14 protein-coding genes are annotated in these 18,863 nt (G+C 71.7%); 7 read left to right on the top strand and 7 right to left on the bottom strand.

Annotation, left to right across the window (positions count from 1 at the left end):
- Positions 1-11 precede the first annotated feature (11 nt).
- On the top strand, positions 12-587 hold the full coding sequence (gene def / locus I5071_RS08140) for a peptide deformylase (protein WP_236604841.1): 576 nt from the start codon (positions 12-14) through the stop codon (positions 585-587).
- Here def and I5071_RS08135 read toward each other — a convergent pair whose 3' ends face one another.
- Both I5071_RS08135 and I5071_RS08130 read right to left on the bottom strand, forming a co-directional pair.
- A complete protein-coding gene (locus tag I5071_RS08135; protein WP_236604840.1) occupies positions 588-2,054 on the bottom strand; it encodes a PEGA domain-containing protein in 1,467 nt (488 codons plus the stop codon).
- 27 nt (positions 2,055-2,081) lie between these two features.
- Positions 2,082-3,563, bottom strand: coding sequence for a serine/threonine-protein kinase (locus tag I5071_RS08130; RefSeq protein ID WP_236604839.1), 1,482 nt, complete (start codon positions 3,561-3,563; stop codon positions 2,082-2,084).
- A gap of 66 nt (positions 3,564-3,629) precedes the next feature.
- Here I5071_RS08130 and I5071_RS08125 point away from each other — a divergent pair, with 66 nt between their 5' ends.
- The gene (locus I5071_RS08125) at positions 3,630-4,385 is read left to right on the top strand and encodes a DNA integrity scanning protein DisA nucleotide-binding domain protein (RefSeq protein ID WP_236604838.1); all 756 of its coding nucleotides are present in this window, start codon (positions 3,630-3,632) and stop codon (positions 4,383-4,385) included.
- Here the strand turns inward: I5071_RS08125 and icmF are convergent, their stop codons facing one another.
- A complete protein-coding gene (gene icmF / locus I5071_RS08120; RefSeq protein WP_236604837.1) occupies positions 4,386-7,721 on the bottom strand; it encodes a fused isobutyryl-CoA mutase/GTPase IcmF in 3,336 nt (1,111 codons plus the stop codon).
- A 104-nt stretch (positions 7,722-7,825) separates the two neighbouring features.
- Between icmF and I5071_RS08115 the strand changes: the two genes are divergently transcribed.
- Positions 7,826-8,686: a hypothetical protein gene (locus tag I5071_RS08115; protein WP_236604836.1), complete on the top strand. Its 861-nt coding sequence runs from the start codon at positions 7,826-7,828 to the stop codon at positions 8,684-8,686.
- On the opposite strand, the gene I5071_RS08110 is transcribed toward I5071_RS08115, so the two are convergent.
- From I5071_RS08110 to I5071_RS08100, 3 genes are read right to left on the bottom strand one after another with little or no spacing between them, the layout of a single operon-like run.
- Positions 8,687-9,751, bottom strand: a complete 1,065-nt coding sequence (locus tag I5071_RS08110) for a hypothetical protein (protein WP_236604835.1) — start codon at positions 9,749-9,751, stop codon at positions 8,687-8,689.
- 8 nt (positions 9,752-9,759) lie between these two features.
- Positions 9,760-11,451 (bottom strand): serine/threonine-protein kinase, encoded by a 1,692-nt coding sequence (locus I5071_RS08105; RefSeq protein WP_236604834.1) that lies wholly within the window; start codon positions 11,449-11,451, stop codon positions 9,760-9,762.
- Positions 11,448-12,449: a hypothetical protein gene (locus I5071_RS08100; protein ID WP_236604833.1), complete on the bottom strand. Its 1,002-nt coding sequence runs from the start codon at positions 12,447-12,449 to the stop codon at positions 11,448-11,450. The genes I5071_RS08105 and I5071_RS08100 overlap by 4 nt, the downstream gene beginning before the upstream one ends.
- A gap of 169 nt (positions 12,450-12,618) precedes the next feature.
- On the opposite strand from I5071_RS08100, the gene I5071_RS08095 reads away from it, so the two are divergent.
- Genes I5071_RS08095 through I5071_RS08085 form a run of 3 tightly spaced genes read left to right on the top strand, consistent with a single transcriptional unit; the run spans position 12,619 to position 16,390 of the window.
- On the top strand, positions 12,619-13,929 hold the full coding sequence (locus I5071_RS08095; RefSeq protein WP_236604832.1) for an OmpP1/FadL family transporter: 1,311 nt from the start codon (positions 12,619-12,621) through the stop codon (positions 13,927-13,929).
- The gene (locus I5071_RS08090; RefSeq protein ID WP_236604831.1) at positions 13,905-15,278 is read left to right on the top strand and encodes an OmpP1/FadL family transporter; all 1,374 of its coding nucleotides are present in this window, start codon (positions 13,905-13,907) and stop codon (positions 15,276-15,278) included. Before I5071_RS08095 ends, I5071_RS08090 begins: the two co-directional genes overlap by 25 nt.
- Positions 15,275-16,390, top strand: coding sequence for a hypothetical protein (locus I5071_RS08085; protein WP_236604830.1), 1,116 nt, complete (start codon positions 15,275-15,277; stop codon positions 16,388-16,390). The genes I5071_RS08090 and I5071_RS08085 overlap by 4 nt, the downstream gene beginning before the upstream one ends.
- A gap of 578 nt (positions 16,391-16,968) precedes the next feature.
- On the opposite strand, the gene I5071_RS08080 is transcribed toward I5071_RS08085, so the two are convergent.
- Positions 16,969-17,571 carry a hypothetical protein gene (locus tag I5071_RS08080; RefSeq protein ID WP_236604829.1) on the bottom strand — a complete coding sequence of 201 codons (603 nt, stop codon included), beginning with the start codon at positions 17,569-17,571 and terminating at the stop codon, positions 16,969-16,971.
- A 40-nt stretch (positions 17,572-17,611) separates the two neighbouring features.
- On the opposite strand from I5071_RS08080, the gene moaA reads away from it, so the two are divergent.
- Positions 17,612-18,817, top strand: coding sequence for a GTP 3',8-cyclase MoaA (gene moaA / locus I5071_RS08075; protein ID WP_236604828.1), 1,206 nt, complete (start codon positions 17,612-17,614; stop codon positions 18,815-18,817).
- The last annotated feature ends 46 nt before the right edge of the window (positions 18,818-18,863 follow it).

Raw genomic sequence — 18,863 nt, 5'->3', positions numbered from 1 at the left:
ATCGCTCGGCCATGACCATCCGCAAGATCGCGCAGATCGGCCATCCCATCCTCCGCGAGCGCGCCCGCGAGCTGACGCTCGACGAGGTGAAGAGCCCGGAGATCCAGCGCTTCGTCGACGACCTCGTCGAGACGATGCGCGACGCGAATGGCGCGGGGCTCGCGGCGACGCAGGTCTACGAGCCGCTGCGCATCTGCGTGATCGAGGTCGGCGAGAACCCGCGCTACCCGTACAAACCGCGCATCCCGCTGACGATCCTGATCAACCCGGTGATCGAGCCGCTCTCGGACGAGACGTTCCTCAACTACGAGGGATGCCTCAGCGTGCCGAACATCCGCGGTCGCGTGCGTCGCGTCGCGCACATCCGGGTGCGCGCGTGGGATCGCCACGGACAGCCCTGGGAGCGCGAGGTGAAGGGCATCTCGGCGGGCACGTTCCAGCACGAGGTCGATCACCTCGACGGCAGGATCTTCATCGATCGCGTCGAAGATCCGCTGAGCTTCAGCACGTGGGACAACTTCGAGCGCCACCACAAGGACGCGTTCGTCGCCTACGTGAAGGAGATCGTCGCGAAGTACGGCGAGTGATCAGAACGTCGCGCGCAGCGCGACGGATCCCGGCCCCACCCCGACGTCGACGCGCGCCGCTGCACCGCGATCGAAGTCGCCGTGAGAGGGCGTCGTGAGCAGCAGGATCGTCCCGGTGACGGCCAGCGCGCCGCCGAGCGCGATGCCGGTGATCGTCAGCGCGTCGATCGTCGCGTACTGCTGGCGGCGCCGGTTGATGTCGGACTGGTAGTCCTCGAAGAGCTCGAACTGCGGGTGCAGCGCGCGGCACTCCGGCGCGCTGATGTTCGTGCAGTTCGCCTGGACCAGCGCGACCTCGGCGTCGATGTCGCGCCACTGGTCCTGGTTGAGCACGTAGCCCGCGGTCCCCGCGACGCCGAGCAGCACGCCGACGACGATCGTGCTCACGCCCGCGACGTGCCGCGCGTCGATCTCCGCATGCCCCGACTGCTGCGCGTCGGGCGTCCACGCGAGCGCGGGGCGCACCGTCTCGATCGATGCGATCGGGACCTCGACGCGCGTCTGCACCGGGCGGCGCTGGGCGACCTCGAGGTGCAGGTCGTGCGGGCCGATCGGCACCTCGATGCGCCGCTGTCGCGCCGGGATGCGCACGCCGTCGATCGTGCCCGTCCACTCCGCGTCGGGCAGCTGCAGCTCGATCTCGCCGAGGACGCCCGCGGGCGCGTGGGGATCGCGCTCCATCAGCACGTCGATCGGGATCTCCGATCCCAGCGGCGCCGCGAAGCTCTGCTCGAACGTACGGTAGCCGGGGCGCCGCGCGACGAGGCGGTGCGGTCCGGCCTCGATCTGCACGCTCGCGTCGAAGGGCGTGAGGCCGAGCGGACGATCGTCGAGGAGGATCTCGACGCCGGGCAACGTCGTCCGCACGCGCAGCGACGCGCGCGGCGACGCGGACTCGATCAGCTCGATGCGCACCGTCTCGTGCGCGCCGCCCGCGATGCGCACGCGGCGCGTCACGGTCTCGTGGCCCGGCGCGCGCACCGCGATCACGCGCTCGCCCGCGCTCACGCGCACCCGCTCGCCGAGCGGCGTGGTGCCCACGTCGACGTCGTCGATCGACACGATCGCGCCGAGCACGTTCGCTTCGATCACGAGCGTCGAGACGCGCGCGCGCTGTCGCGCCAGCTCGGTCTCGGCGTCGGCGCGTCGCTCCGGCGAGATCGTCGCGCCGCCCTCGCGCAGGTAGCGCTCGAACGCATCGACCGCCTCGACCGCGTGCCCGAGCGCGGCGTGCACCTGCGCGATGTTGAAGAGCACCGCGACCGCGGGCGCGAGATCGTAGGCGCGCTGGAACTCGGCGAGCGCGGCGTCGTAGCGACCTTCGTCGTAGAGCTCGACGCCGCGCGAGAAGCGCGTGCGCGCCTCGTCGCGGGCGCTCTGCGCGACGGCGCGACCGGGAGCGAGCAGCACGAGGACGGAGAGCGCGACCAGGACGAGGATCAGCGCGCGACGTGGAGTCCGGATCATGAGCCTCGAGCTCGGGCGCGGCGAGCGTCAGTAGGGGTTGTCGCGCTCGATCGCGCGACCGGCGCCGCGCGGTCGCGGCGAGGACGTCGTCGTGGTCTCGGGCTCGCTCGTGCGATGCGTGCGTCCGGTGCGCCCGGTGCGCGGCGTGGGCTCGCTCGGAGCCGTGACGGGCGGCGGCTCGTCGGGAGGCGGCGACACGATCGCGGGCACGTCGGGCACCGCGGGGATCGCGACCGTCGTCTCCACGCTCGTCGACGCAGCGGGGGGCGGCTCCACGGGCGGTGCGGCCGCCGGAGGAGGCGGCGGAGGCATCGGATGATCGGGCTCGGCCGCGCTCACGGATGCGTCGCCCCCACCGCCGCTCGTCAGCGCCCACACCACCGCGCCGCCGACGAGCAACATCACGAGCGCGGTCGCGACGAGGATGCCGCGCGAGCGCGCCACCATCGCGGAGCGACGTCGCTCGGCGTCGGCGACCGCGTCGAGCGTGACCGCAGCGGGGTCCGCGTTGCGATCGGCGTGGATGCGCGTCGGCGTGATCACCGGCTGGCGCGGGGTCGAGGCCGGCGCCTGCATCGTCGCGCTCTCGGCGACGGCCTCGCGCAGCGTGTCGAGCGACGCGACGTAGGTGCCCTCGGCGTACGGGAGCAGCGCGCCGAGCATCGCGCGCGCGCTCGGGAAGCGTCGCTCGCGGTCGGGGCTCATCGCCCGCATGATCGCGTCGATCAGGCCCTGCTGCAGCTGCGGCGCGAGCACGCGCAGCGGCTCGCACTCGCCCTTGTGGATGCGGATCACGAGCGCCGCGAGGGTGCGTCCGTCGAAGGGTCGCGTGCCCGCGAGCGCCTCGTAGAGGATCACGCCCAGCGAGTAGAGATCGGTGCGCGCGTCGACGTCCTTCGCGCCCGATGCCTGCTCGGGCGACATGTAATAGGGCGTGCCGAGCATCGTGCCCTCGCCCGTCAGCGTGCCCGCGTAGTCGTGCGGCGCGCCGTGCACGAACTTCGAGATGCCGAAGTCGAGGATCTTCACGCGCTCGCGACCCTGCTCGTCGCGCACGAGGAAGAGGTTGTCGGGCTTCACGTCGCGATGGACGATGCCCGCTTCGTGCGCGACCGCGAGGCCCTCGAGGACCTGGCACGCGATGCCGCACACGCGTCCCGTCGTGAGCTCGTAGCGATCCTCGAGCAGCGCGGCGAGCGACTGGCCGCGCAGCAGCTCCATCAGCACGTACGCCGCGCCGCCGCCCTCGATCGTGCCCGCATCGTACGTCTCGACGACGTACGGCGTGCGCAGCGTGCCCGCGACGCCGGCCTCGCGGATGAACCGCGCGACCGTCTCGTGCGACTGACCGTGCTGCGCGTGGAGCACCTTGAGCGCGCGGCGATGGCGCGTGATCAAGTGCTCCACCTCGTACACGGTGCCCATGCCGCCGGCGCCGAGCACGCGGTCGACGCGGAGCTTGCCCATCAGCGTCTGTCCGACGAGATCCGAGGGCGAGCCTGGCGTCACGCCGGCGATGGTAGCGCGAGTACAGTCCCGGTCGAAGCCAGGATTGAGCCAACGTACGCTGCGCCGATGCCGTACCGGGAGGACCCGAGCGCGCTCGATCGACGGCGCCAGCAGCTGGTGCGGCGGATGCGCGATCTCGAGGCCCGCTGGACCGAGGATTTCTGGCGCGACGTCGCCCCAGAACGAGGACTGCAGCACCCCGGGCCCGAGCCGTCGATCGAGCAGATGGCGGAGCTCGCGGCGCGGGTGTCGGCGCTCGAAGCGCTCGAAGTACGACACGGCGCGGTGATGCTCGAGTGGAGCACGCCCGGCGCGGTGCGTCGGACCGCGCATTCGGTGCGCCCCGACGATCCCGCGGACCCGTACGCGGCGCAGATCGCCCAGGTGCTGATCCGCCATGCCGCGCCGATGGCGATCGACGTGCGGGTCCGGCGCGACCACCAGATGATGTTCTTGGAGCTCGCCGCAGCGCTCCCGCCGGGCGTGGGACGCTTCACGCTCGGGCCCGAGACGCTCTGGCACTCGCTGCGGAAGACGCTCGGTGCGAACGAGATCGAGATCGGCGACGCCAACTTCGATGGCGCGTTCTTGATCGAAGGAGACGAAGCGGCGGTGCGCGCGGTGCTCGATCCGCCGACGCGCGAGGCGCTGCTCGAGCTCGGCGCGCTGCATCGCGCAGAGCTCGAGGTCGCGCCCGGCGAAGCGAGGGTCGGCACCGCGCAGGTCGACCCGACGCGGCCGAGCTACGAGGGGCTCCCGCCGCTCCTCACCGTCCTGCGCAGCGCGCTGCGCGCGCCTCTGCGTCGCCTGCGCGCGACGTGATCAGAGGTTGCGGCGGTACTCGCCGCCGACGTCGTAGAGCGCGTGGGTGATCTGCCCGAGCGAGCAGTGCTCGGTCGCGTCGAGCAGCGCGGCGAAGAGGTTCTCGCCCTTCACCGCTGCGCGCTTGAGCCGATCGAGCGCCGCGGCCGAGTCGCTCGCGTGCTCGACGTGGAAGCGCTCGAGGCGCGCGATGCAGCCGCGCTTCTCGTCCTCGCTCGCGCGCGAGAGCTGCACGTCGCGCGGGATCGACGCCTGCGCCGCGTTCTTCGGCAGGAACGTGTTCACGCCGATGATCGGCAGCTCGCCCGAGTGCTTCAGGCGCTCGTACTTCATCGAGTCGTCCTGGATGCGGCCGCGCTGGTACTGGCGCTCCATCGCGCCGAGCACGCCGCCACGCTCGGTGAGGCGATCGAACTCCTGCAGCACCGCCTCCTCGACGAGGTCGGTGAGCTCCTCGACGACGAACGAGCCCTGCGTCGCGTTCTCGCAGCCGACGAGCCCGAACTCCTTGTTGATGATCAGCTGGATCGCCATCGCGCGGCGCACGCTCTGCTCGGTCGGCGTGGTGATCGCCTCGTCGTACGCGTTGGTGTGCAGCGACTGCGCGTTGTCGTAGGTCGCGAGCAGCGCCTGCAGCGTGGTGCGCACGTCGTTGAACTCGATCTCCATCGCGTGCAGCGAGCGGCCGCTCGTCTGGATGTGGTACTTGAGCATCTGCGAGCGCGCGTCGGCGCCGTAGAGACGCTTCAGCGCGACGGCCCAGATGCGACGCGCGACGCGGCCGATCACCGTGTACTCGGGATCCATGCCGTTCGAGAAGAAGAACGACAGGTTCGGCGCGAACGCGTTCACGTCCATGCCGCGCGATCGGTAGTACTCGACGTACGTGAAGCCGTTCGCGAGCGTGTACGCGAGCTGGTGGATCGGGTTCGCGCCCGCTTCGGCGATGTGATAGCCGCTGATCGAGACCGAATAGAAGTTGCGCACCGCGTGGTCGACGAAGAACTGCTGCACGTCGCCCATCGCCTTGAGCGCGAACTCGGTCGAGAAGATGCACGTGTTCTGGCCCTGATCCTCCTTGAGGATGTCGGCCTGCACGGTGCCGCGGACCTGCTGGAACGTCTTCTCGCGCAGCTGCGCGTACTCGGCGTCGCTCAAGAGCGAGCGCACCTGCGCCCAGCTCGAGCCGCGCTTGGCGTCGGGCTGGAGCTCCTGCTCCTTGGTGATCGCGAGCCGCCCGTTCTCGCGCAGCCAGCGGCGGCACTGCTGGCGGATCGCGGTGTTGAAGAAGAACGCGAGCACGGTCGGCGCGGGACCGTTGATCGTCATCGAGACGCTGGTCGACGGATCGCAGAGATCGAAGCCGGCGTAGAGCTGCTCCGCTTCCTCGACGGTCGCGATCGAGACGCCGCTCTCGCCGATCTTCCCGTAGATGTCGGGCCGGATCGCGGGGTCCTCGCCGTAGAGCGTGATCGAGTCGAACGCGGTCGAGAGGCGCGCCGCGGGCTGGCCGTCGGCGAGGTAGTGGAAGCGCTTGTTGGTGCGCTCGCTCGGGCCCTCGCCCGCGAACATGCGCGTCGGGTCCTCGCCGGTGCGCTTGAACGGGAAGGTGCCCGCCGTGTACGGGAACTCGCCCGGCACGTTCTCGGTGAGGCGCCAGAAGAGGCGATCCCCCGCGCTCTTGAAGCGCGGCAGCGCGACCTTGCGGAGCTGCAGCTCGGAGAGCGTCTCGCGGTAGTTCGCGACGCAGATGGTCTTGCCGCGCACCTGGTACTCGAACTCGGGGCGCTGATAGTTGGAGCTCCAACCATTCCAGTCGGCGAGCAGCGCGCGGCAGCGTGCGTCGAGGCGCGCGAGCGCGCGGTCGTGCTCGCTCATCAGGTCGTGGGCGCGCGGCGATGCGGACTGGATCGCGGCCTCGCCGTAGGGCGCCCAATTCGGCTCGTCCTTCGGACCGCCGACGAGCGCGACGGCACGCGCGAGGGCCTCGACGTCGCGCGCCACGTCGCTCTGCTCGCGCGCCCAGTGGTGGTGCTCGCGGCACGCCTCGGCGATCTCGCTGAGGTAGCGCTCGCGGCCGCCGGCGATGATCGCCTGCGAGGCCTCGGTGGTGCGCTGCGGGCCGGGCTCGTACGACGTGCGCAGCTTCGCGCCGAAGCGCTCGTTCAGCGCGGTGACGAGGTGCGCGTAGAGCGCGTTCACGCCGGCGTCGTGGAAGTGCGCGGCGCTGGTGCCGAAGACCGGGAGCGACTCGAGCTTGCGCTCGAACCAGCCCCGCGAGCGCTGGATCTGCCGGCGTACGTCGCGCAGCGCGTCCTCCGAGCCGCGGCGCGTGAACTTGTTGATCGCGACGAGGTCGGCGTGATCGAGCATCTCGATCTTCTCGAGCTGCGAGGGCGCGCCGTACTCCGCGGTCATGACGTAGAGCGTGAGATCGGCGAGCTCGGTGATCGCGCTGTCGCCCTGACCGATGCCCGCGGTCTCGACGAAGATCACGTCGAACGCGCCGCTCGCGCGCAGCAGCGAGAGCGCGCTCTTCGCCTGCGCGCTGACCTCGGAGCCCGAGCCGCGCGTCGCCATCGAGCGCATGAACACGCGATCGTTCTTGAGCGAGTTCATGCGGATGCGATCACCGAGCAGCGCACCGCCGGTCTTCTTCTTCGTCGGATCGATGCAGAGCACCGCGACGCGGCGGCTCGGATCGTCCTGGACGAAGCGCCGCACGAGCTCGTCGGTGAGGCTGCTCTTGCCCGCGCCGCCGGTGCCGGTGAGGCCGACGACCGGCACGCGCTTGCTCGGCTGCGGGAGCGAGCTCGCGTCGAGGCGCCCGTTCTCGACGAGCGTCAGCTTGCGCGCGAGCGGCATCCAGCCCGGCGCCTGATCGAGCGGCTCGTTCGACGGGAAGTCGCAGCCTCGCATCACGAGGTCGATCATCCCCTGCAGGCCGAGGTTGCGGCCGTCCTCGGGGCTGAAGATGCGATCGATGCCGCGCCGATGGAGCTCCTCGATCTCCGCGGGCACGATCACGCCGCCACCGCCGCCGTAGATGCGCGTGTGCTTCGCGCCGAGCGCGTCGAGCCGCTCACGCAGGTACGTGAGGTACTCCATGTGGCCGCCCTGATAGGACGTGAGCGCGATGCCCTGCGCGTCCTCCTGCACCGCGGCGGTCGCGACCTCCTCGACGCTGCGGTTGTGCCCGAGGTGGATCACCTCGGCGCCCGACGCCTGGAGGATGCGGCGCATCACGTTGATCGCGGCATCGTGACCGTCGAAGAGCGCGGCCGCGCTCACGATGCGGATCGGGTTCTGCGGACGGTAGGGAGAAGCCTCGGACATGAGGCTGGGCAGTCTTCCACAGCGCGGTTTGCACGCACAGCGAGACGGCTCACGTGCGGGACGGGGACTTCTCCGGCGCGCCGTGTTCCGCGATGATCGCCGACATGACGCGCTCGATCGTCGTGGTGCTCGCGCTGGGGCTCGCTTTCGGTTGCGGCGACAACGATGTCGACGATGCGCGCGACGCGAGCAGCGGGATCGACGCGAGCAGCGCCATCGATGCGAGCAGCGCCATCGATGCGAGCGCGAGCGACGACGCGAGCAGCACCACCGATGCGAGCGCGAGCGACGACGCGAGCGCGATCACCGACGCAGCGACCAGCGGCGACGCGACGATCGACGGCGGTCCGGTCTCGATGCCGTGCACCGCGACCGGCGCGTGTGATCCCTTCGATCCCACGTCCTGCGGCGAGAGCGCGTGCCGGCGCGGCGCGAGCGGGACCGAGTGCCGCGCGATCACCACGCCGGTGCGCGCCGCCGGCGAGACGTGCACGCGCAACGACGAGTGCGCGGCGGGCACGCTCTGCCTGAATTTCGGAGATGGCTTCCACTGCGAGCGCATGTGCCCCGAGGGGTCGATCGGCTTCTGCGGAGACGGGCTCGCGTGCAGCGGGACGATCGGCGACGCGTGCATCCGCGTGTGCCGCCCGATCCCCGAGCCCTGCGACATCTACGCGCAGGACTGCGCGGTCGCGGCCGACACGTGCACCCTCGCGACGCACCCCGAGACGCGCGCGCCGTACACGGCGTGCCGCACCGCGGGGCCGCGCCTGCGCGGCGAGACGTGCGGCGGCGACGCAGGCACGTGCGGCCACGATCTCATCTGCATCCGCAGCGGCGACACGACCGCGTGCCGTCAGCCCTGCGATCCCGAGGCGGCCGTCGACGAGTGCACGACCGGCGAGTCGTGCACCGGCATGGCGCGCACCTGGATGGTCGGGTTCTGCGCGCCGATCACGCCGTGATCACGGCGTGACCACTTCGACGCGCAGCGAGTAGTCGAAGGGACGATCGATCGCCTCGTTCACCGCGTACACGCGGAGGTGATAGCGGCCCGCGGCGAGGCCGTTCGCGAACGTGTCGGTCTCGTCGATCGACGGGCACGTGCTCGTGCCGCGCGCGGTGCCCGTGCCGAGCACGACGATGCCGTCGGCGCCGACGAGCTGCAGCTCGGTCGAGGGCGTGTTGCTCGGACAGTCCGCGCCGCCTGCGGTGCGCAGGCTCGCGCGGATCGAGCCGCCGCCCTCGGGCACGTCGACCGCGTACACGTCGAGCTCGCAGAGCGCGCCGATGCGGCCACCGACGCTCATCGCGCCGCCGCTCACGTCGAGCTCGTTCGCCATGAACGCGTCGTCGTTCACCTCGTGCTCCGACGCACCGCCCGCGAGCACGACGCGGCACTCGTCGCTGCACGTCAGCGAGGGATTCACACCGGGCTCGCAGCTCTCGCCGTGCTCCTGCACGCCGTTGCCGCACTCGGGGCGGAACACCTCGACGCTGCCCGCGAAGCCCTCGCTGTTCGACGAGTCGATGCCGACGAAGTAGCGGCCCGTCGCGGATGCGACGAGCGAGAGGTGCTCGTCGGAGTCGGTGCGGCACGCGTCGAGCCCGTTGGGTCGATCGCAGTTCCGCTCGTCGCAGATCTGGCGGAGCAGATAGAGCACCGGATCGGCGCCGGTGCTGCGGCGACGCACGTGGATGTGCCAGCGCTCGCCCGCCGTCATGTCGATCGCGAAGAACCCCTCGGGGCCCGGCGAAGGACGACCGGTGCAGCTCAGGTTCGTGTGATCGTCGGAGAGGCCGCGCGTGTCGAACGAGCGAAGCCACGAGGTCGCGCCGCTCTCGAACGAGACGACGGGCACCTCGCCGGTGCACACGTCGGCGAGCGCGAGCAGCGGCGGGCCTCCGTCGGTCGTGGGCGTGCTCGCGTCGCGGTTCATGTAGAGCGACTCGTCGAACACGAAGCAGCCCGGCGTCGCGATCGAGAGGACGATCGCGAGCAGCATCGGAAACGAACGCGCGCGGAGCATGTCGGGTCTCAGTGCGTGAGGTACGGGTTCGTCTCGAGCTGCGGCGCGCTGGGCGCCGACGGAGACGCGGGCTCGGTGGTGGTCGTCGCGCGGCGGGTGCGCGGCGCGCGCGGAGCCGCCGGCGCTTCGACGACCGGCGCGACCGCTTCCACCACCGGCGCGACCGCCTCGACGACGGGCGCGGGCGCTTCGACCTGCACCGGTGCTTCGACCTGCGTCGGCGCTTCGACCTGCACCGGCGCGGGCGCCTCGACCACCGGCGCGGGGGCGACCGGCGCGGGCGCCGCGGCTTCCTCGCCGCCCGAGAGCGCGACCGCGATCGCACCGCCGATCGCGAGCACGGTCACCGCGATCGCCGCGCCGATCAGCAAGCGCGAGCGCGCCGGATCGGGCGAGGCCGCGCTCTGCAGCGGCACGGGCGACGTCGCGTCGGGACGATCGCTCAGGCGCGTGCTCGCGTGCGCGTCGACGTCCGGGTGCATCCCGCTCACCGGCGTGCGCGGCACCGCGCTCTGTCGCACGCCCGAGCGCGCTTCCACGCCGGGCCGGCTCGCGCGCGTCGCGGGCAGATCGGGATCGCTCCGCGATCCTCCGTAGCTCGACTCGACCGCGCTCACCTCGTCGCGCCGCGGCCGCGGGATGAGCCGGGAGATCGACGCGAGCCCGACGCGATCGAGCGGCTGCTCCGGTCCCGTCGACTCCGCGAGGCGCTTGGTCACTGCCGACTGGCGCGTCGCGATCTCACTCTCGAAGAGCCGCTCGATGACCTCTTCGACCTCGTGCGCGCTCGCGAGCAGCCCCGCGCTCTCCGCCGCGCGCTCGAGCGCGATCGCCATGTCGCGCGCGGTCGTGTAGCGATCCTTCGCGTCGCGCTGCAGCGACTTCATCACCATCGCCGACATCGCCTCGGGCAGCTCCGGCACGTGCTTGGTCGGCGGCTCGACCACGCACTCCATCACCTTCACGAGCGTCGCGATGTCCATGTCGGCGTAGAAGAGGCGCGCTCCGGTGAGCGCCTCCCAGAGCACGATGCCGAGCGCGAACACGTCGGCGCGCGCGTCGCACGCCTCTCCGCGCGCCTGCTCCGGCGCCATGTACGAGGGCTTGCCCTTGAGCATCCCGGGCCGCGATGCCGCGACGCGCGACGCGGCGAGCGCGATGCCGAAGTCGACGATGCGCCCCATTCCGTCGGTGCCGACGAGGATGTTCTGCGGGCTCACGTCGCGATGCACGATGTTGAGCTTCTCGCCCTTCGCGCTCTTCGCGGTGTGCGCCGCGTGCAAGCCGTGCGCGGCGTCGGCGACGAGGCGCGTCGCGATGCGGATGCGCTCCTCGCGCTGCAGCGACGGATGATCGAGCAACTGCGCCAACGAGAAGCCGTCGACGTAGTTCATCACGAGGTAGTAGCCGACCGGGCTCTCCCTCACGTCGATGATGCCGACCGCGTTCGGATGGTGGATGTGCGCCGCGGTCCTCGCCTCATCGAGGAGCATCGTGACGAACGTCTCCTCCTGCGCGAGGTGCTCGTGCATGAGCTTCACCGCGAAGAGGCGCTCGAACCCGCCCGCGCCGCCGAGCCGCGCGAGGTAGACGGTGCCCATCCCGCCCTGCGCGATCTCCGCGAGGATCTCGTAGCGATCGAGCATGCGACGCGGATGGGTCTCCGCTCGCGCCCGCACCGGCTCCGCCGCGCTCTTCACGTCCCGCCTCCGAAGCTCTGCTCGATCCCGATCATCGCGCCCTCGGGGCTCGCCACGAGCCAGGGCCGCGTCGTCTCCGCACGCTCCGTCTCGGGCTCGCCGTCCCAGTCGGTGAAGAACGCGATCACCAGCGTCGCGACCCCGAGCGCCGCGGCGCCGATGAAGAGACCGTTGGTGCGCCACTGGCGATCGACGCCGTCCTCGTAGCCCTCGCGCGTCGGATCCGCCTCGTACGCGTCGCGCGCCGAGAGCGTGTCGACGCCCGAGGCGATGCCCGCACCCAGCATGATCGCGGTGAGCCCCGCGCCGATGCCGAACACCCACGGCGTGATCCCACCGTCGTCGGCGGGCGGCGCGGGCTGGATGATCACCTCGTCCATCGGCGCCGGATCGGCCTCGACGACCGGCTCCGGCTCGGGCTCCACGACCGGCTCGGGCGTGGGCTCGGGCGCGCGCATGTCGAGCGTGCGCTCGGCGCCCGCGGCGATCGCGAGCGCCTCGGTCACCGCCTCGCGCCCCGGCCACGACGCGACGAGCCTGCGCTCGCCGGGATCGACGAACAGATCGATCTCGGTCGCGCTGGTCTCCGTCGCCGCGCGCCCGTCGATCGCGAGCGAGCACGCGGGCTCGCAGGTGACGCGCACCCGACCGAGGGTGCTCGACGACGCGGCGATCACCTCGTCCGCGACGGCACGCGTGTCGGCGTCGTCGGGATAGAGGCGCTGCGCGCGCAGCGCGAGCGTCGCGGCGCGCGAGAGCTGACCGGCCGCGCGGTGGTTGCGGATCGCGCTGCGCAGCGCGGCTGCGTTCGGTGCGCTGCGATCGGCGAGCTCGAAGAGATCGGCGGCCTGGGCGTAGCTGCCGCGCAGCTGGGCGCGTTGCCCCTCGGCGAACGCCGCGGCCGCGGCCTGCACGTCCTCGGGGCGCGGCTGCGCGCGCGCGATCACGGGCGCGACGAGCGATGTCACCACGACCAAGCAAGCGAGGAGCGAGCGCACGGGGCCCATCCTATCTGATTCGCTGTCGCAGGAAAGATCGCGATCGCACGGAAGTGCCCGTGACCCGTTCCCGTCACGGGACGAGGCCATCTTCGTGGCCGATCCGGGCATCCGGCTCATGTTTCGTCCCCGATCTCCGGGGTGACGAACTCGTGTAGTCTGCGCGGCGATGCGTCGGATCACGACGGCGCTCGCGGCGCTCTTCGCGATCCTGCTCGGGAACGCGAGGCCCGCGGCCGCGACCCCACAGGATCTCTTCGGGCTCGGCGCGCGCACCCAGGCGCTCGGGCTCACCGGCGTCTCGTACGCCGAGGACTACGAAGCGACGTTCGCGAACCCCGCGGGCCTCGGGCGCGCGCGCCGTCGCGGCATCCACATCGGGCTCTCGGCGGGCGCGTACGACCTGCACATCGACGACGAGCGCTTCCCGGTGGACGCCGCGCGCGGGATGACGATCGGCGCGACGTTGCCCTTGCCCTTCCACGACGTGCTGCAGGACCGCCTCGTGCTCGGGCTCGGCGTGTACACGCCGCAGCAGGTGCTGCTGCGCGGCAACGTGCGCTTCCCCGACGTGCCGCAGTGGCCGGTGATCGAGCGCGCGCAGTCGCTCGGCATCGTGCTCGGGCTCGGCATCGATCTGCACTCGACCGATCTCGAGGGGCTGCGCCTCGGCGTGGGCGTGTCGGCGATCGCCGACGTGATCGGCGAGCTCGACGTGCGACTCGACGAGACGAGCTCGTTCTCGTCGACGGTCGAGACCCAGCTGCTCGCGACCTTCGCGCCGATCGTGGGCGCCTCGTACGACATCGGCGAGTGGTCGTTCGGGCTCGTCTACCGGCACGAGCTCCGCGCGAAGATGGACCTCGAGATCCGCACCGCGGATCTGCCGGTCTCGCTGCCGGTGCTGACGGTCGGCGGCATCGTGCAGTACGACCCGGGCCAGCTCGCGGGCGAGGTCTCGTGGCGGCCCGATCCGGGGCTGCGCGTGATCGCGAACCTCACCTGGCGCATGTGGAGCCAGTACCCGGGCGCGCAGACCGCGACGAGCCTGTCGTCGCTGTCGGCGCCCGATCCCGAGTTCTCCGACACGGTGTCGCCGCGCATCGCGGTCGAGGGCACGCTGCGCGATCGCCGCGCGACGCTGCACCTCCGCGGCGGCTACGCGCTCGAGCTGAGCCCCGCGCCCGACGCGCGCCTCGCGCCACGCCGCAACCCCGACGGCTCGGCGGTGATGAACGACGCGGTGCCGGTGCGGTACCTCGACGGAGATCGCCACATCGTCACCGGCGGTCTCGGGCTCACGTGGGACCTCTCGGCGAGCGAGCGGGTCCGGTTCGATCTCTTCGGGCAGGCGCACTTCCTCGTCGATCGCGTGCACCAGATCCTGCGTACCGGCGCGATGGAGGCGCCGGAGGGCATGGGGATGCGCACGGGCGGCGTGATCCTGGTGGGTGGATGGACCATCGCCTTGGAATTCTGACCGCGGTCATCGTCGCGGCGATCGTGGTGCCATCGCGCGCATTCGCGCAGCCGATGGACACCTACGGCATGACCTCGCGCTCGATCGCGCTCGGTGGTGCGGTCACCGCCGACGTCGCGGACATCAGCGCGAACTACTACAACCCCGCGGGCCTGGTGCGCGGCGAGCACGTGCGCGTCGGCGTCGGCTGGCTCGGTGTGCACCACGAGCTCGGCATCGACGACTTCGACAGCAACGTCGACTCGGTGCACGGGCTGACCGCGGGCCTCGTGGTGCCGGGCAACATCGACGGCTTCCGCTTCGCGTTCGGCGTCGGCGTGCACCTCAACGACGAGCGCATCTCGCGCACGCGGTCGCTGCCGCGGACCCGCCCGCGCTGGGAGTTCTACAACAACCGTCCGCACCGCACGTACCTCGCGACGCACATCGCGATCCGCCCGGTGGACTGGCTGCTGATCGGCGGCGGCATCTCGTTCCTCTCGTACGCGCGCAACGAGCTCTCGATCCGCGGCGACATCGACGTGCTGCGGCCCGACGTGGGCTCGCGCCTCGAGCACGAGGTCTCGGCAGACCTGACGACCATCCGCTACCCGCAGGTCGGCATCCAGATCGTGCCGACGCCCGAGCTCAGCTTCGGCGTGGTGTACCGCGGCGAGTTCGCCCTCTCGAACGAGCTGATCGCGGAGGTCGGATCGCCCGGCGACACGAGCAGCACGCGGCTGCTCGTCGGCGACATCGACATCCCCGGCTACTTCTATCTCGTCAGCGAGTCGGTCAACGCGTTCGTCCCGCAGCAGGTTTCGCTGGCGGGGAGCTGGACGCCGATCCCCGAGCTGCGCATTTCGGCGGAGCTCACGTGGGTGAACTGGTCGGCGTACGTGAGCCCGATCGGGCGCGCCGACATCCTGCTCTCGATCCGCGTCCCGCCCGAGCTGCAGGACACGATCTTCGTGCCCGACATGATCAGCGGCTCGACGCCGGTCGCGGCGAACTTCTCCGATCGCCTCGTGCCGCGCATCGGTGTCGAGGGCATCGCGGCGCGCGAGCACGGGCTCGAGGTCACGGTGCGCGGCGGTGCGTTCTACGAGTCGAGCCCGGTGCCCGAGCAGCGCGGTGTCTCGAACCTCGTGGACACCGATCGCGTCGCGCTCTCGCTCGGCAGCGGACTGCGCCTCGATCAGCTGCGCCCGCTGATCGACGGATGGATCGCGTTCGATCTGCACCTGCAGTGGTCGATCCTGCCCGAGCGCACGACGCGGAAGGCGAGCGCGGTCGACCCGGTCGGCGACTGGCGCGCGGGCGGTTGGTTCTTCTCGGGAGGCCTCTCGATGGAGCTCGCGTTCCGATGAGGCGGATCGCGCTGGGGCTCGCGCTGGTCGCGTCGAGCGCGTGCAGCACGCTCGGCAGCAGTCCGTCGTCGCCCGAGGGCCTGCCCCACGGAGGCACGGGGCCGTTCCGTCTCGCGCAGGCGGAGGAGGTCGACGTGCCGCCGACGCCGCCGGGATCGACGCTCTTCGAGCGCACCCGCGCGGTCGAGAACGGGATGACCGCGGAGGGCTTCCTGTTCTACGCGGGCGCGGAGCCGCGCGAGATCGAGATGCCCGACGCGGGCCCGATCGACGACGGCGGGACGATCGACGATGCGGGTGTGCTCGAGGACGCGGGCACCGCCGACGCGGGACCGCCGCCGCCCGAGGGCCCGCTCGAGATCGACTGGAGCGTGTTCGAGCCGCGCGTGATCGTGCGCAGCGCGCCGCGCGCGGAGGGCCTCGGCTTCGACGCGGGGAGCGAGGTGCTCGCCGCGACGGACGCGTGGGAAGGCGGCTTCGTGCGCGACCCGTGGGCCGTGGTGCTCGAGGACGGTCGTGCGCGGCTCTACTACGGGGCGGAGGGCGGCATCGGCGTCGCGCAGGCCGCGTCGATCGACGGCACGTTCGCGAAGGTCGGCAGCGCGCCGGTGATCGCCGGCGAGGTGCGGCGGCCGACCGTGATCGACACCCGCGGCACCGAGGCCGAGCACGCGTTCCTCATGTACTTCGAGCGCGACGGCTCGCTCGTCGGCGCGTCGTCCGACGACGGTCTCGCGTGGGCCGAGATCGGCGTGATCGATCTGCCCGCGCTCGCGGCGCGCGACATGCGCGACTCCGACGAGATCGAGGTCGGCGGCCCGGGCGTGATCGCGGCGCGCACCGAGGCCGGGCGCGCGGTCATCCGCCTCTACTACGAGTCGCGGCGCGCCAACGGTCAGGTGCTGATCACGATGGCGGGCAGCTTCGACGGCGTGACGTTCGAGCCGCTGCGCATCCCGGTGGTGCAGGATCGCGCGCTGCGCTGGCCCGCGCCGCGCCAGCTCGATCTCCGCGTCACGATGCTCTACATGCAGGGCGAGCGCGGCGGACGTGGCGCCGAGCGCGGTGCGCTGCTGGTCGGCATCGCGCCCGGCGGTGTGACGCTGCCCTGACGTTCGAGGCGACCACGCGGGGTGATGTGGTGCCTGATCGCGGATCGCTCGCGCGCCCTCAATCTTCGTGCGGCAGGCAGGACGTGACGGCACGCTGGTCGGCGGGGCACCTCGAGATGACACTCGGGTCGCACGACGCGACCGTGACCTCGTGGGGGGAGCACGATCGTCGGCCAGTGCAGCTGCACCTGCCGAGAGCGTCGTCACTCGCCGGATCGAGGCAGCACACCGTGCCGGCCGCGGGAGGCGGGCACGAATCGACGACCGCGTCCCCGGGCGGCCACTGGCTGCAGTAGCACGCGCTGCCCTCCATGTGACATCGCGGCGGGTTCGGGCAATGGCAGTACTCGTCCGCGTCGCTCTCGCAACAGGTCGGCCCGCCCACGCTCGCGACTGAGCACTCCGTGACGCTGGTGCCCGGGGCATCGGCGGCGCAGATGCAACCGACCGCTTCCGACACGGTGCAGATGCGATCATCCGCGGCGGCGCAAGCGGCGAGGATCGTGAGCGCGATGACGACTGGGGGGAGTGTCCGCATCGCGCGATAGTAGGCCGGCGCACGCCTCGACGGGCTGGAATCAGATGTCGAACGCGTAGCCGACCGCGAGACCGACGTACGTGCGCGTCGGCTGGAACGAGCTGGCCGAGCACGGGCCGATGCTCTCGCCGTCGATGCGCTCCTCGCACGACGTCGGGCCCGAGAGCGCGTGCTCCACGCCGAAGAGGAAGCGCGCGTAGATGCCGAGATCGAAGCGCACCTCGAGCGAGAGCGAGACGTCGACGAACCCGACGAACTCCCAGGTCTGCCGCTGCACGCCATCGCGCGTGTGCACCTCGTCGCCCGGCACGTTGTGCCCCGGCACCGCGCTCTCCCACGTCAGCGGTCCACCGGCGAAGCCCACGCGCACACCGAGCGCGCCGTTCGCGTGCGGCAGCACCAGGCGCGCACCGCCCGCGACGCGACCTCCATCGCGGCTCACGCCGCCGCCGACGTCGAGCGCGAGGTGGCGGATCGGCGAGATGACGACCGCACCGCCGAACACGCCGTAGGGCGTGTCGAGGCCGCCGACGAGCTCGACCGCGAGCATGCGATCCCAGATGTCGCGCGTCGCGGCGGCGGGCTCCGACGACACCTCGGGATCGGGCTCGTCCGCGCGCACGATCGCAGCGGTTGGGAGCATGGCGAGAGCGAGGGCGAGGCATGCGACGCGCGAGAATTTCATGCGCGACGGTGATAGGTCGAGACGGCCGCGCGAGGCAAGCCCGAAGGGTTCGCGGACGCACGGAGCGACGGCTGGCGCCGCGCTGCGTCACGCGTCAAGAACGAAGCCGATGAGCCGCCGCAGCCTGCCGCTGGCGCCGTCCAGTGAGTCGCGCATCGCGATCGCCGAGGCGGCACCGCAGAGGCCCGAGGGCTGGGGCGAGCAGGGCGTCGCGCTCACCGATGCGCACGGTCGGCGCATCACCTACCTGCGCGCGTCGGTCACCGATCGCTGCAACATGGCGTGCGTCTACTGCATGCCCCCGGGCGGCGAGGACGAGCACGCGATGCGCAGCGACGTGCTCGCGTTCGAGGAGCTCGTGGCGATCACGCGCGCGCTCGCGATCGGTGGCGTGCGTCGGGTGAGGCTGACCGGCGGTGAGCCGCTCGCGCGGCGCGACGTGCTGCGGCTCGTCACGATGCTGCGCGCCAGCGCGCCGATCGACTCGCTCGCGATGACCACGAACGGCGTCCGGCTCGCGACGCTCGCGCGCCCGCTGCGGGAGGCCGGCCTCGACGAGGTCAACGTGTCGATCGACAGCCTGGATCGCGATCGCTTCCGCGCGATCACGCGGGGCGGCGATCTCGACGAGGTCCTCGCGGGGGTGCACGCCGCGCTCGATGCCGGCATCGTGGTGAAGATCAACTGCGTCGCGCTCGGTGGCCTCAACGACGACGAGCTCGGCGCGATCGTCGACTGGTCGTGGTCGATCGGGGTCGTGCCGCGCTTCATCGAGCTCATGCCGATCGGCGAGGCGGCCGCGCTGCCGCGCGAGCGATTCGTGGCGGCGCGCGAGATCGTGGAGCGGCTCGGCGCGCGTGTGACGCGCGATGCGAGCGCGACGAAGCCCGACGGCAAGGGCCCCGCGCGCTACCTCGCGGCCGCGGACGGATCGGGGCGCGAGGTCGGTTTCATCACCGCGGTGAGCGACGAGTTCTGCGGCGGATGCAACCGGGTGCGCATCACGAGCCGAGGCGAGCTCCGCGCGTGCCTCGCGTCGCGCCGCGCGGTGTCGCTGCGGGATCTGGTGCGCGCGGGCGCGAGCGATCTCGACGTGCTGTGGGCGACCGCGTGGTCGCTCGGCGTGAAGGACACGGGCCATCACTTCGCCGACGTGCACGCGAGCGAGCACGAGCGCGTCGGGATGAGCCTCATCGGCGGCTGAACGCGCAGTTCCTGCGCGTGCCCTCGCGCACCGTTTGCGCGCGGCG

Origin of the sequence: Sandaracinus amylolyticus (assembly GCF_021631985.1) — a bacterium.
GTDB lineage: Bacteria > Myxococcota_A > Polyangia > Polyangiales > Sandaracinaceae > Sandaracinus > Sandaracinus amylolyticus_A.
Note: the sequence above shows the minus strand (reverse complement) of the source record. Positions and strands in the feature narration are given on the sequence as shown.